The sequence below is a fragment of the Paenibacillus vandeheii genome, from assembly GCF_030433635.1.
In the GTDB taxonomy this organism is placed as follows: Bacteria; Bacillota; Bacilli; order Paenibacillales; family Paenibacillaceae; genus Paenibacillus; species Paenibacillus vandeheii.
Genome location: NZ_JAROCD010000015.1, coordinates 47,004 through 62,370, shown reverse-complemented (window position 1 = coordinate 62,370; position 15,367 = coordinate 47,004). Strand labels below are relative to the sequence as shown.

The 15,367-nt window shown below is 47.7% G+C and carries 7 protein-coding genes; all 7 read left to right on the top strand.

What is annotated here, in order from left to right:
• Positions 1 to 2: 2 nt before the first annotated feature.
• The 7 genes from P5G61_RS26000 (at position 3) to pulA (P5G61_RS25970) (ending at position 15,183) form a co-directional block, all read left to right on the top strand.
• The gene (locus tag P5G61_RS26000; RefSeq protein WP_301249120.1) at positions 3 to 1,502 is read left to right on the top strand and encodes an extracellular solute-binding protein; all 1,500 of its coding nucleotides are present in this window, start codon (positions 3 to 5) and stop codon (positions 1,500 to 1,502) included.
• Between the two features lie 23 nt (positions 1,503 to 1,525).
• The gene (locus P5G61_RS25995; RefSeq protein WP_301249118.1) at positions 1,526 to 2,638 is read left to right on the top strand and encodes a glycoside hydrolase family 88/105 protein; all 1,113 of its coding nucleotides are present in this window, start codon (positions 1,526 to 1,528) and stop codon (positions 2,636 to 2,638) included.
• 223 nt (positions 2,639 to 2,861) lie between these two features.
• On the top strand, positions 2,862 to 4,373 hold the full coding sequence (locus P5G61_RS25990) for an extracellular solute-binding protein (protein WP_301249117.1): 1,512 nt from the start codon (positions 2,862 to 2,864) through the stop codon (positions 4,371 to 4,373).
• A gap of 333 nt (positions 4,374 to 4,706) precedes the next feature.
• On the top strand, positions 4,707 to 5,879 hold the full coding sequence (locus P5G61_RS25985) for an S-layer homology domain-containing protein (RefSeq protein WP_301249116.1): 1,173 nt from the start codon (positions 4,707 to 4,709) through the stop codon (positions 5,877 to 5,879).
• Between the two features lie 484 nt (positions 5,880 to 6,363).
• Positions 6,364 to 9,633 carry a DUF5704 domain-containing protein gene (locus P5G61_RS25980; protein WP_301249115.1) on the top strand — a complete coding sequence of 1,090 codons (3,270 nt, stop codon included), beginning with the start codon at positions 6,364 to 6,366 and terminating at the stop codon, positions 9,631 to 9,633.
• A gap of 178 nt (positions 9,634 to 9,811) precedes the next feature.
• On the top strand, positions 9,812 to 11,863 hold the full coding sequence (gene pulA / locus P5G61_RS25975; protein WP_301249114.1) for a type I pullulanase: 2,052 nt from the start codon (positions 9,812 to 9,814) through the stop codon (positions 11,861 to 11,863).
• A 440-nt stretch (positions 11,864 to 12,303) separates the two neighbouring features.
• Positions 12,304 to 15,183, top strand: coding sequence for a type I pullulanase (gene pulA / locus P5G61_RS25970; RefSeq protein ID WP_301249113.1), 2,880 nt, complete (start codon positions 12,304 to 12,306; stop codon positions 15,181 to 15,183).
• The last annotated feature ends 184 nt before the right edge of the window (positions 15,184 to 15,367 follow it).

Sequence of the window (15,367 nt, the reverse complement as noted above, 5' to 3'; positions counted from 1 at the left end):
TGATGAAAGCAACAAAAAAGAAAGCCGTAGCTGTCTTGAGCACACTGGCACTGATAACAGGTCTGCTGGCAGGATGCGGATCGGATGAAGGTCAGGCTGCCGAGGGCGGCGTACAGAACGTGTCCATTGCAATCGCACAGGTGGGTGATGTACCGAGCAAGGGCAATGAGGTCCAGCAAAAAATTGAGGCGTATACCAATACTAAACTGGACATTCAGTGGATTCCGGCCTCGGCTTACAATGACAAAATTAATGTCATGATTGCATCCAGCGATATGCCCAAAATTGTGAAAGTACAGTATAACCCAACCGTAACCAGTGCGATGCGTAACGATGTATTCTGGGAAGTTGGACCTTTGCTGAAGGATTATAAAAATCTGTCTGCACAAAACGAGCGTTTCTTTGACAATATCAAGGTGGAGGGCAAAATCTACGGGGTACCGGTATTCTCCGATATTGCCCGTGCAACGGTGATTTACCGTAAAGACTGGTTCGATAAGTTGAATCTCAAGGTACCGACGACACCGGATGAATGGTATGAAACAGTTAAGACGTTGGCGACCTCCGATCCGGATGGAGACGGTCAGGATAATACGTTTGGGCTGATGCTTTTCAAAAAGTATAACGAGGATCAATACTCCTTCACTACGCGCCTTGGCGTAAGCTTTGGTGCACCAAACAAGTGGAAGGTAGAGGATGACGGCAGTTTTACACCGGAATTCATGACACCGGAATATATGCAGGTGCTGGATTTGCTGAAACGTTTGTATAGCGAGAAGCTGCTGAATCAAGACTTTGCTGTATTTGACTCCACCGAAGCGGAGAAGAAATATGATACAGGTGTTGTCGGCATGCGTATCGGTGTTGCCCAGAACGGGAAGAGCCAGCAAGAGCGTCTGTCCAAGAACGACCCGGATGGCGTAGTAGACATTGCAGGTTTGCTTGGCGTGAGCGGCGACCGTGTGGCGGGGCAGACGGGTAACTCCGGTATTCTGGCCTTCCCGAAAGCGACGGTGAAATCGGAAGAAGAGTTGAAAAACCTGTTGTCTTTCCTGGATAAACTGATGGACCCGGAGATGGCGACGCTGCTGATGCGCGGTATTGAAGACAAACATTACAAGAAGGCTGGCGAGGACCAGGTGGAGATGAGCGACTTCGATGCATTCCAGCGTGAAGTGAAGCCATATCGGGATAACCTGCCTTACGTGGAAGGATATAATGTGCCGAAATTGAAAGATACCGAACTGGGTGAAAAAGGTACGAATCTTGCCAAAGAGCTGGCAGAACATGCCGTGCCAAACCCTGCATTAACCTTATATTCGTCTACTTATGGTGATCGCGGAGCAGATCTGGATCAGATGATTGCCGATGCACAGACCAAATATATTATGGGCAAGATCGATGAAAATGGCTGGAAACAAGAGATCGAGAATTGGGGCAATGCGGGCGGTACCAAAATTCGTGAGGAATATGCCGAAGACTACAAAAAACAGGCTAAATAAAAAGCCGGAAGCGGAGGAATCCCATGAAAGAAACACTGCAATTTACACCGGTACGGATGGCCGAACAGTTCATGGAAAGTTATCGCAATCATGAATTGTATCCGACCTGGCATTACGAGAATGGTTGTCTGCTGAAAGCGCTGGAAGAGCTGTACATCCAGACCGGAGAACAAAAATATTTCGATTACATCCGGGAGCTGATGGATAACTTCATTCAGGAGGATGGATCGATTCGCTCCTATGCGGTCGAGGAATATAACCTGGACCAGATTAACCAGGGAAAATCACTGTTCCTGTTGCTGGATAAAACCGGTGAAGAGAAGTACCGTAAAGCTGCGGATTTGCTCATGGTACAGCTTAAGGGACAGCCCCGTACGAGTGAAGGCGGATTCTGGCACAAGAAGATTTATCCGTTCCAGATGTGGCTGGATGGGTTGTATATGGCCACACCGTTCCTAACGCAGTATGGTGCGGTTACTGGCGAGGAGAAGTGGTTTGACAAGGCGGCATTGCAGCTGCTGCTGGTGGAGAAGCGTACACGCGATCCACGCAGTGGTCTGTTGTACCATGCCTGGGATGAGAGCAAGGAGCAGCGCTGGAGCTCGGGAGAAACCGGTTGTTCCCCGCATGTGTGGAGCCGGGCGATGGGCTGGTATGTGATGGCGGTGGTGGATACACTGGATCATCTGCCTGTAGATCATGAGCAGCGCGGACAGATTGTGGGGATCTTCGAACGTGTGTCGAATGCGCTTGTACATGTTCAGGATCAACAATCCGGATTATGGCCTCATTTGCTCGATCAGCCAGGGCGTGAACGCAATTATCTGGAGGCTTCGGGAACCTCCATGTTTGTGTACGCACTGGCGAAGGGGGTACGGAAGGGTTACCTGAGTGGCAAGTTTAAAGCGATTGCAGAAAAGGGGTATCAGGGTCTGCTGCAGCATCTGCTGCAAACGGATCGCGAAGGTGTATTGTCCCTGACGCAATGTAACGGCGGTGCAGGTCTGGGCGGTACTCCGTATCGTGACGGGTCATACGAGTATTATGTGACTGAATCGATTCGGATTAATGATCCGAAATCGGTTGCTCCGTTTATTTTGGCAGGAGTGGAGATGGAACTTTACAAGCCCAACTAACATGTACATGAGAACGGAGAGGACAGAAATAACCTGAAGAAGCGGAGCTGAAAGCTTTCTGAAAGAAAGCTGCATCGGAAGCATACACCTCGCCTTTATCCCCGGATTTTCCCCTTTATTTAAAAGGGAATCAAAAAAAAATCTGGGGATAACAGCGATCAGAAGGTTGTTCTGTCATCGGAGTGCTTATGTACATAACCTTTATCCAAAGGAGAGATGGTTCATGAGTCCAAAAGGTCGGATGTCCCGTTTAGGCGGATTAGTTGTGGTTGGTGCAATGTCCGCTGGACTGCTTGCAGGCTGTGGGGGAGAAAAAGCGCCTGCGGCAGGGGAAGGCAAGCTTCCCATTTCGATTTCTTTGATGCAGGTAGGTGATGTGCCGGCCAAAGAGAACCGGATTGAACAAAAGATTGAGGAATATACGAATACGGATGTTAGTGTACAGTGGATTCCGCAGTCTGCTTTTGATGATAAAGTGAATGTCATGGTTGCTTCCGGCGAGATGCCGACCATCATGCGCGTGAATTATGTACCCACAACGTTCAATGCGGCCAAAACAGGGCTGTTCTGGGAAATTGGACCTTACCTGAAGGATTATAAAAACCTGTCTGCCCAATCCGAGGCTTATTTTGACAACATCAAGATCGAAGGTAAGGTCTATGGGGTACCCAACTTCCGCGATATCGGGCGAACAGCCATGGTGTACCGCAAGGACTGGTTCGACAAGCTGAAGCTGGATGTACCGAAAACGCTTGATGACTGGTATGAAGTGATGCGCTCCATTCGCAAGGATGATCCTGATGGTAACGGCAAGGAAGATACGTATGGAACGGTGCTGTTCAAAAAGTACAACGAAGGTGTATCCTCTCCGCTGACACGGATCGCCGTAAGTATTGGTGGGGTGAACAAGTGGGGTATGGACGATGCTGGCAAACTTACGCCTGAATTCCTGACCACAGAATATATGGACACGATGAAGCTGTTCAAGCGTCTGTTCAGTGAGGGATTAATCAACAGTGACTTCCCTGCCTTGGACCCTTCCGATGCGGACAAAAAAATCGACTCCGGTCTGGTAGCCATGAAGCTGAACGGTGTAGCTCAGAACGGAAAGTCGTTCCAACAGCGGCTGACGCCAAACGTGCCTGATGGCGAAATTGATGTGGCCCCATTCCAGGGACCGGATGGTATTCGAATTGCAGGGGAGCCAGGGAACTATGGCATGCTTGTCATTCCTAAAGCTTCCGTACCGGACGAGGAACAGTTAAAACAAGTGCTGACGTTCTTGGATCAACTGATGGATGAACCGCTCAGTACGCTCCAACTGCGGGGTCTGGAAGATGTACACTATACGAAGACTTCGGATGGCAAAACCGAGTTCAAGGACTTCGACGGGTATCAGCGCGAAGTGAAGCCTTATCGTGACAATTTACTAAGCGTTGAAGGTTATAACGTGGCTGAACTTGTTGATGTGCCGATTGGCATGAAGGGCACAAAGATGGCACGTGAAAATGAGCAGTACGCCATTCCGAATCCGGCATTGACGTTGTCCTCTGCCATCTATACCGAACGCGGTCAGGAGCTGGATCAGATGATCTGGGATGCACAGACTAAGTACATTATGGGCAAAATCGATGATGCTGGATGGGAGCAGGAAGTGGCGAACTGGAGAAAATCCGGCGGAGACCAGCTGATTTCCGAATTGGAAGCATCGTATGCCGAGCTGAACGGGAAGTAGTGATACTTTTTTTAAAAAAAGTGGTCAAATGGAATGGAATCGTTTATTCTATGAAAGAGTGATGTTTTTACAAAATTAAACAGTGATTGCACCTTAAAGAATAGGGCTATGAATCTGCGGATTCGTGGCCTTTTTTTGTGCATTAAGAGGTGAAATAGTTCTTAGGGAGGAGGTGTGTCTTGAAAAAACAATACCATTTGCCTAGATTGACATGGTAGAATATTGATTATTATGACAAATTTAGGTTTTGGTGTGAAAAGAAATACGAGAGTACAGAACAAGCAGCATTAAGCAGAAGTTTACCCCATATTAAGGTACATAGGAGGAAAGAAAATGAAAAAAGTAATATTAACAGGAGTGGCTGCACTAACTCTACTTTCCGCACAAGCATCTATCAGCCCACAACCCGTAAAAGCTGCAATTACCGACGACATCAAGGTTGTACAAAAATTCAAAGACATTACTGGCCATTGGGCAGAGTCCAGTATCCTTCAGGCTATTCAGCGAGGCTATGTCGATGGTTTCCCAGATGGGAAATTCCTGCCCAACAATATAGTTACCAGGGCAGAATTCGTGAAAATGACGGTATCTGCTTTAGATCTGGAGGTCGGTTCTACATCCGGGAGTTGGTACACCTCGTACGTCAATGCTGCCCAAACAGCAGGGATCTATAAAGCAGGCGACTTTTCAAATTCGGATTGGACAAAGCCGATGTCTCGGGAGGAAATGTCAAAAGTAGCTGTCCGAGCACTTGGGGTTACCGATGTAGAAGACAAACAATGGATGTACTTGGCCACCAAGAACGGTATTATCACAGGCACGGCACCAGGTGAAATCTCGCCAGAGGGAACTACAACTCGCGCTCAAGCAATTGCTGTTATTGAACGGGTTTTGTCAATAAAGGATGGTAAGACATTGGCATCTGATAAGTATGCTGTCTCGGCTGCGGAACTGTACTGGCACAAGACCAATATTTTCACTGTTGCAGAAGAAATCTTTAATGGTCCGAAAAACTCCAATCACAGATTTGGTATTGAATCATGGAAACAGTCGAACCTTACCGTTTCAGCCCCTAACGGCTCTGTTCAGGGTCGCGTAAACAGTCTGATTGCAATTGATTGGAATGACCCGAAAGACCCTAATCGAAAACTGCTCCCATCCAAAGATAAGTTCTTCTGGCTCTACGGGGGACAAGAAATGAAATTCGCTGACAATGCTGAGTGTTATATCTTGTTACTTGACTCCGAACTGACAGTTAATAAGAATCCACAAGGATATAGAACGAACCGACTTGCCCTTTCTGTTCGAGGATATAATGGAACATCAAGTAAAGAAAGACTTACCGAAGCAATGCCTATTCGCTCAAAGGATTCTAATAAGGAAATATACGGTTTAGTGATTCCAAAAGGTAGATTTTCCCATGATGGATTATTGGAAGTTGGAGTTGAAACAATTACTGCTGGATCTCCTGTCTATCAAAGTAGACTAGCAGTATCCAAGCTTTAATAGGTAAGGATGTGGTCCTTTGAAAACCAGAATTCTTCCCATAGTTTTGCTCTCAGTTTTCATTTTTCAACTTCTGCCACCAAGCTATTTTCTTAATACCGCATTAGCTGCTGGAGAAGTTACTGAAATTATTGATTATAAGATGAATGGGAACGGATATGTATATGGCGGGCTTCTTTTCTCAGATAAGCCTTCACTATCGACAGAACCAATCATTATTCCTGAAAAAGCTGGAAAAATCATAAAGAAATTAGAGTGGTTGAGCAAGTCTGGCGACGTACTCCGTTCAGTTTCCATACCTTCTGGGAAAATTAAATTTACTGAAACTGATAAGTTAACTGACACATTAAATGGAACGAGGTATAAAGTAAGCTCTATAAATAATACAAATTATGGCGGTGTCTACTATTGGGACAGATGGACAGCTGGCGATTCAGGAAACTTTAACGGAAAATATTGGCGTGCTGGTGGAGGACGAGTATCAGTGACTACCAGTCAACCCAGCCAATACTGTCCAAGCGGAGCTCTAACGGAAAACAAAAACCCTAACACGGGCGTAAGTTTTGGTGCCGATTTACCGAAATTTCCAGGATGTACAGATCCTAACCTAGCAGCTGATATTCCACGTTCCAAGGGTTTTTATATCGTTGCTGATGGAAATTCACTGGATGGAATATGGGTTCAAGATGCAGGGATTTCCAAAATCGATGTAGTAGCATCTAAAATTACTATCGACAAAACGTCTCCAATAGATGATGTACATGGCTCTCAGGGCTACACTGATGCAAGTACCATTGCAGGTCAAGTCGTTGACGTTCCAAGCTTGAATTTGATTACGATCAGTTTTCAGCAAACATTTAACAATGATACTTATAGAAAATACTGGGCCAATCCAGGAGCAAAACAAGTATGGTACTTTTCGAAATTCATAGCCGACTTTGATTCTTACACCTACGTTTACAAGGATAAGAAATTGAAAGTTACGTATGCGGATGGGACATCCGGTCTCGAGATCAGCGGTAACACTTGCGTAGCTCCAAACGGAACAACTCAGTTAACAGCAACTTTGACAAAGGTAGATGGAAGTGTTTGGCCCCTACAGAGCCATGCCAAGCTCAAGTGGTCAAGTTCTAACACATCTACGATGACGGTCAATAGTTCTGGATTAGTAGCAGCGGTTGCCCCAACTGGCACAGCAACGATTACTGCACACTTTATTGACGCTACCCAAGCGCTTGATGAAGAGGATAGCTTTGAGATGACAGTTGGCTCGGGTGCTTCATGCACCGACAGTGGCGGAGGAGGCAATCAACCCGAAATTCCTGAAGGCAATGGATCGGGACAATGCAGTTGGACGATTGGAAGTCCTTCTCCAGGGACAGTTATGAGGCAAAGTGACATGGACCCAGGTGCCAATGGAGTTATTCGGGCTGACGACAGGGATTCCGAAAAATTCGATGTTCTTAAAGGGATTCCAACAACTGAATCTCTTTATACCAACGCGTTAGCTGATGAATATTTGTTCAAACAGGATTGGGGAAAAATGTCTGGAAAGACCACATATGACTGTACTGTTGAAGTTACGTATGCACGTCAATGGACAGTACCCGGTCCTCAAGTGTGTACTGAAACTGGTTGTACTCCAGGACCTCCGGTGACAAAAACGGATACTCAGTCCAAAACATATACATTCCAATTATTCAGGGATTATTCATACTGGCAAATTAATAATTTGGAAGTATACAAGATAAATCAGGCTGAAATGAGTAACTATGCCTTGCCTGGTGGGAAGGTCACCATGACACCTTCAGGGTATACGCCACCATTACTTGATTCGATTAATGATGCGGATGTTAATAGTCACGTTAGACCAGCTAATACATCATCAATCACTTTTTCTCCACCACTTCTAACAGGGGGATTGAACTCTCCACCATCTCTTCCGGATCACACATCCACGCTTAAAGGGATGGCTGAAAGCAATACGCCCCAAAGCAAAGTGAGTAATGATATGGTCAATTTTAATGGTTCAACGATCATGAGTTCTTCGGAAACGACGAAGGATGGGCCAATTCCGTCTAATATTCCTAATCCGACTACTATTAACCGTGATGTACTGTATAAGCCTAATAACATGATCAGCAATACGCTCATAAACAAGGCAAATACCACGAGTTCCGGCGAAATTTATTACGATTTGTTGCCGGGCAATGTAAATGGGGGAATCAACAAAGTTTTTCCAATCAACAGCATAAATACGGTCACGGTACATACACCTGTCGTGAACTACGCCTGGGTATCGGATGACCAGCCGCATAACCAGAAGACGACGCCGAATATAAACCGGGCAGCGCTCATTCTGGAGCGTCCGTTTATCGTAAGAATCCCGACCTCGGGGCAGCATCTGGATGCTGCAAGTTACCCCGGCTACGGAAACCGGGACTACGCCAAGTATTTTCGTATCAAGCAGGTGCGCTTCCCGTTTGATGTCTATAACGAAGGTCGCAGCCAGTTCATCCCCGCCAAGACGTGGGTGGATATTCCAGTTAATCAGCTGGATACTCCCTTTTATCTTCCGGTTTGGGTGGACGAGGGGGACTATGAAGTCGAGTTCCGCAATATCGCCGAAAATGCACCAGCGAACTTCACTGAACAGCAGGATGCCAATACGAATCTGGCGCATCATGTAGCGTCAGACACGGTACCTGTGGAAGTCATCGGACGGTTGTATGATTTTCGCGTGACCGATATTTCCGACTATAACTGGGAGAATGTATTTCGTAAGCAGATGGGCAGTCCAGAGCCTACAGGAGTCGGCTACTGGACGGGCCTTAACGGTATAGATGGGGACCCTAGAGGGAATTTAGCTCCGTTCATTCTTCCGATTCGTCCAGGCAGTCATTCTGTGCAGGGGTTCAAAAATGTGGCAGTCAAAACAGGATACCATATCAAGTTTGGCCTCAAAACAAAGGGTAATATGTTTGGCAAGCAGGATGGTGTACGAATTACACCGAGTTTCCATTTTGTGAGTCGGGATGGTTCTTCGCGCCAGGAAGTGGATCTGTACTATCACCGGGGCCAGGAGCGTCTCATTCGTATCGGATCGGCGCAGGATTTGGAGAAACGCTTTGTTGTTCTGAACGCGCGGCTTCGGAATGTACCCAGTACGGAGCTGGGGGATGCGGCTAGGTATCGCTATACCTACGAGCTGACACCGCAGGAGCAAAGCCAGAGCACCCTTGCAGAATACATGGTCCGTTTCGTGGATCAGACTTCTCACGAGAAAACATGGGTAGGTCGTTATGACTGGCTGATCCTGTCCTCGCCTATCCGCACACTGATAGGACCAAAGACGGACATCCCCCCTGGCGTCAATTTGGACCGGGTCAATGCAGCCATCCAGCGCTGGTATGGTGAGTACAGTCTGCCGGCCGATGTGTACGCTGTACAGAAGGGAGCCGATCTCGAAGCACTCGCCAGACAACATCCTCTCGATGAGAAGTCGGCCACCTTCCTGAAGGATGGGTATATCGTGGTCAACTTCAATATTGAGAGTTTGCGAGGTGGCAATACCGAAGCCCCCCACTTGCAATATATTCATGCCCCTTTGATGAATCAATGGCAGATAGAGGGCTTTAACCGAAGTCCGGTAAACAGTCAAGGCAGTAACTGGCCGCTGAAGGATGGTGATGTTGTGTTTTACCATGCGGATCAGTCCAGCCGGAACGATTTTCAGTCCCAGGTGCCGCATTAGAGAAAAAGGGCTAATCCCTCAACAAGCTGTGTTTTACGTGAAACGACGTGAAGCATGGCTTGTTTTTTTATGGTCTTTTTCATCCCCAAGATTATGGTTAAGTGACAGAAGGGGTATAAAAAGTAAGGAGCATTCGTTCCGCATTTATTTTATTGTCATTGAGAGGGGAATACACAGCATGATTGAAGACCAGCACAAGCTTGCGACATGGGATTTGGAGGATACATACCAAGGAAGAGATCTGGGTGTCACGATGGAACCACAAGCCTGTAGTTTCAAAGTGTGGACGCCTGCGGCAAAGCAGGTGGATGTACTGATCTACCCGCCTTCAACAGGGGGAATTCCCAATGAACTGAAGAATCAGGCGGTACAGAAAGAAATACCTATGAACAGGCAGGATCAGGGCATCTGGTTCTTGAGGCTCGAAGGCGAGTGGAACGGTTATCGTTATATGTACAGGGTCACCTTTGATGACGGACGGCAGGAGATTGCGGTTGATCCTTATGCACGGGCTGTGACCATGAATGGAGAGATGGGTGTAATTGTCAGACTGGAACAGACCGATCCGAATGGGTGGAATGCGGATATCCGTCCAGAACTGGTGAGTCCGGTAGATGCGGTCTTATATGAGCTGCATGTGCGCGATTTTTCGATCCATAAGTCATCCGGCATGAGACACAAAGGAAAGTACCTTGCTTTTACCGAGACAGGTCTGCGTGATTCAAACGGGAATACGCTGGGGATCGATCATTTGGCTGAGCTGGGCATTACCCATGTGCATCTGCTTCCCGTATTTGATTTTGCGACGGTGGATGAAACCGGGACACATGACAATGCTTCGGATGATTCCAGCTATAACTGGGGATATGACCCGCTCCACTACAACGTTCCAGAAGGTTCCTATGCTTCACGTGCAGATGAACCGGAGACCAGAATTCGTGAGTTCAAATCGATGGTGCTCGCCCTCCACGAGAAGGGAATCGGAGTCATTATGGATGTGGTGTACAATCATACGTTTGACACCGCTGGCAGCTCATTTGAAAAGCTTGTCCCAGGGTATTACTACCGTCAGAATCCAGATGGCACGTACAGCAATGGATCGGGTACAGGTAATGAAGTGGCTACCGAACGCCCGATGGTTCGCAAGTTCATCATCGACTCCGTACGGTACTGGGCAGAGGAGTACCATATGGACGGGTTCCGTTTTGACCTGATGGGTCTGATCGACACGGCAACAATGAAAGAGCTCACAGCGGAACTGCATGCCACGGTTTCTCCGTCCATTCTCTTATACGGTGAACCCTGGGGAGCGCTGGAATCACCGCTCGGGGATCAGATGACACTTAAGGGAGATCAGCGTGAAGCCGGATTTGCTGTATTTAATGATAACTTCCGTGGAACGATCAAAGGTGATAGCGATGGAACAGGAGCCGGTTTTGCTACAGGAGCGGAAGGAAAGGAAGACGATATATGGACAGGCGTACGGGGAGCCATTACCGATTTTACGGCTGCCCCATCCGAAACAATTAATTATGTAACCGTACATGATAACCTCAACCTGTGGGACAAAGTTGCACGGACTCAAGGGTTGGACGATTCACTTGGGTTTATCACATATAGCGAGGATGGCCGTGTAAAAGGCTACGACAACGTGGAAGAGGCTGTAAAGCATGCGAAGCCCTACATGCACGTTGATCCGGATCGCATACTGGAGAACGAGACGGTCCGGCGCAGTCTGCTTGCTAGTGGCATCGTGTTGACTTCCCAGGGTGTTCCATTATTTGCGGCTGGAGATGAATTCCTGCGAAGTAAATACGGCGATGCCAACAGCCATAAGAGCGGGGATTCAATCAATGCCATTCGATGGGAGCAAAAGCAAACGTTTAAGCCTGTATATAATTATTATCGTGGGCTGACTCGACTTCGGCGCGAGCATCCTGCGTTTCGTCTTCGTACCAGGGAAGAGATTGAGGCGTATATTCGATTGCTTGAAAAAGGAAAAGGAATGTTAGCCTATGAACTTGTAGGAACGGCTGTCGGAGATTCATGGGGACGGATGATCATTATCTATAATGCTTCCAATGTAACCCGTACAACCTCCGTCCCTTCAGGTATATGGAATGTGGTTGTAGAGCAGGGGCAAGCCGGCACCGATGTGCTGCGGACGGTCAAGGACAGTCAGGTCAGCGTTCCCGCGATATCCATAATGGTTATGTATTCAAACGAATAAACCTTGTTCTTCGCTAACGAAGCCAACGCGCCATAGATGACTGATTACCACTACCATGGAATGCAAATTTTTTTAACGAACTTCAGCCTCAGATCCGTGAATTAGGAGCTAATAGCGTATCCTCGATTCGTTAGACTGGAATAAGGCTACAAAGGGGTGTTCCCGTCATGCTGATGACTTATGGGACACCCCATTTGGTGTGCTCTCCTTCTTTTTTTTCATCAGGACAGGTACAAATGCTGTCAATCTATGGCGCTTGTTTACATATGCTATATCTTGAAAGCGATTGCTATCAGGATTTGCCTTACTTTCACCATGCTAATTGAAAGCCTCTGTTCAACCGATATGTTGAGTACAGACAACCCCGGGTTGACAAATGACGTCCTGCTCCGTAACATCGGGACAACACGAAATCAATGGATATAAAGGCGGTGGGAACGATGCCGGAATGGACAGCTTTTCGTTATGAAGGCAACGATCTTGGCTTAACATATACTCGTGCGGCAAGCACATTCAAGCTGTGGGCACCTACAGCACAGCAGGTTTCCTTACTCATTTTTGATGATGAGGGACGTTATAATACAAATGGGAAAGTAACCGAACATGAGGATGGACAGATACGGTCGATGACCCGTGACCCGGACGGAGTATGGAGTGTACAGCTTGAAGGGGATTGGGCCGGACATTATTATATGTATTCCATTACACATGATGATCAGCATACTTCAGTGGCACCCGATCCTTACGCTCGTGCTGTATCCGCGAATGGGCAGCGAACAGCCATCATTGACCTGGATATAACCGATCCAGTGGATTGGGAAGAGGATGTGAAGCCCGTATTTCTGCGTCCGGCAGATGCTGTTCTATATGAATTGCATGTGCGAGACTTCTCCTCTGACCCTCATGCCGATATTCCTTATAAGGGCAAATATTTGGCATTTACGGCCTCCGGGTTGACGGACAGAGGTGGCAACTCCATCGGCGTAGATCATCTTGTCGAACTTGGCATTACGCATGTGCATCTTCTGCCTGTAGCCGATTATCAGACGGTTGATGAATTGGCAACGACAACGGATGCCGGTTCGAATGCCAAATTGCCATACAACTGGGGGTATGATCCTCAGCACTACAACGTGCCGGAAGGTTCCTATGCCACCGATCCGCGTGATCCTGCGGTTCGGATCCGGGAGTTCAAGGCACTTGTGCATTCCCTGCACCGACAAGGTATTCGTGTCGTGCTTGATGTGGTCTATAACCATACGTATAGCGTCGATGATGGACCTTTTGAACGGATTGTACCGGGTTACTATTATCGTTATCGTGAGGACGGCACATTGAGCAATGGCTCAGGTGTAGGCAATGAATTGGCTACAGAACGCCCGATGGTGCGAAAATATATTTTGGACTCTTTACTGTATTGGGCAGAGGAATATCATGTAGACGGATTTCGTTTCGACCTCATGGGTCTAATTGATACGGACACGATGAACGAATTGACCCGCGAGCTGAGAGAACAGATTGATCCGGCCTTTCTGATCTACGGAGAGCCTTGGACAGGCGGAGATTCGCCACTGGAGCGTAAAACGTTAAAAGGAACACAACGCGGTCAGGGATTTGCCGTATTTAACGACCATTTCCGAAGTGCGATTAAAGGGGATAGCGATGGCTTCGGCAAGGGCTTTGTTACCGGAGCAGATGGCAAGGAGCATGAGATTGCCATGGGTGCAGCCGGAGCACTGGATGATTTTACAGCTTCACCTGTGGAATCCGTCAATTATGTGACAGCTCATGATAATCTCAATCTGTGGGACAAAATCGCAACAACGATGTACCTCAGGCATGATCTCGGTTTTCCGGTATGGAGAGACGGTCAGCCTGTGGAAGGGGGCAGTGCGGAATCGGCGGTTAAAGCAGCGGACCCTTATCGTTATGTTAATGCAGATGATGTACTTGACCATGAGATGGTCCGCCGTTCCTTGCTCTCAACAGGGATTTTGCTTACCTCACAGGGGATTCCATTCCTCCATGCAGGGGATGAGATACTGAGGTCCAAAGCAGGAGATCACAACAGTTATCGCAGCGGGGACGCCGTGAATACGATCACTTGGGCCAACAAATCTCGCTTCAGACCTGTTTTTGACTATTATCGCGGCCTGATCCATCTGCGCCGCACACATCCGGCTTTTCGCATGATGAACGCCGAGCAGGTACGGCATCATTTTCGCATAATGCGTGCAGAAGGAAATGTGGTTGCATTTACACTGGAGGACGGAGCCAATCAGGATAGCTGGAATCAGATCGTGGTGATCTACAATGGAACAGGTCAGCAGCAGCAAGTGAGTCTGCCGGAGGGTGACTGGCATATCGTGGTGAATGATCATCAGGCAGGTACAGATCTCATTGAGACGGTGAGCGGAACCGTAATGGTAGAACGGTGGTCATTAATGGTACTGTATGATACGGAGTATGGTGGCGGTGCTGAACCCGCTGTGATGGAGATTCATTCGCCGCGTCTTGTGTACAGTGTAGGAGAGATTGCTGGCTTGCGAGCATCGGTCAGAGACCGTTTTGGTAATGTGGTGGAGAACGCATCGGTGACCTGGAGCTCTTCGAACCCGGACATTATTGCGATTCAATCCGATGGGACCATTCACACAGGGGAGACCGGAGAAGCGACCATTAGCGTCCATTGTGGCACGATTACCTCAGAGTGCACGTTGCAGGTGGAGCACCTCCATCCGGAACGAATCGAAATTGTAGGGGAGTCTGTGATGTATACGACACGTGTCAATCGATTCCGAGCCCTGGTTCTGGATCAATTCGGCCAGCCTCTACAAGGGATGAATGTACGGTGGAGCTCGTCTCATCCGGATCATGCAGCTGTCAGTACAGCAGGAATCGTGCGTGCTTTAACACCAGGGTCAACGCAGATAATGGCGGAGTCTGGAGGGATTCAGGCCTCACTGAATATCAAAATCCACAAATCCATTTCCCGAATTGTCACTCTGCGATATGAACGGGAAGATCAGTGTTATGAGGGATGGGATGTCTGGGTATGGGGCACAGGTATGGAGGATGGGGCTGTCCCGCTTGAGCGAGTGGGCACTGCAGCAGAAGCCCGTTTTCGGGTGGCTCCAGGGCTGCATCATCTGGGCTTAATCATACGGCTGAATCAGTGGGAAGCCAAGGATACCTGCGGAGATCGTTACGTTGATATCGGTCCTGAAGACGGAGATGTACAGATTCTGGTTCACAGTGGGTCGGATCAGATGCAGGTCATCCGTGAAAGTGATGAAGAGGATGATCGTAACAGTGCATAATTTTGCTTAAGTTATAACGTTCATACAACTAGTTGAGAAGTGTACGCTTAACAAGCGGTCGGAAGGTATTCCGGCTGCTTTTTTGTTCATCAGAAAGATACATTTTCACCTGGAAAATAAAAAAACTGTACAAGTCAGTGTTTGAGATGGCCTTTCATTGGGGTAAATATAGATATGGCCCCAG

What these genes read in the sequence shown, in the direction of transcription:
- P5G61_RS26000 (WP_301249120.1), top strand. Translation starts at nt 3, where the DNA reads ATGAAAGCAACAAAAAAGAAAGCCGTAGCTGTCTTGAGCACACTGGCA.
- P5G61_RS25995 (WP_301249118.1), top strand. Translation starts at nt 1,526, where the DNA reads ATGAAAGAAACACTGCAATTTACACCGGTACGGATGGCCGAACAGTTC.
- P5G61_RS25990 (WP_301249117.1), top strand. Translation starts at nt 2,862, where the DNA reads ATGAGTCCAAAAGGTCGGATGTCCCGTTTAGGCGGATTAGTTGTGGTT.
- P5G61_RS25985 (WP_301249116.1), top strand. Translation starts at nt 4,707, where the DNA reads ATGAAAAAAGTAATATTAACAGGAGTGGCTGCACTAACTCTACTTTCC.
- pulA (WP_301249114.1), top strand. Translation starts at nt 9,812, where the DNA reads ATGATTGAAGACCAGCACAAGCTTGCGACATGGGATTTGGAGGATACA.
- pulA (WP_301249113.1), top strand. Translation starts at nt 12,304, where the DNA reads ATGCCGGAATGGACAGCTTTTCGTTATGAAGGCAACGATCTTGGCTTA.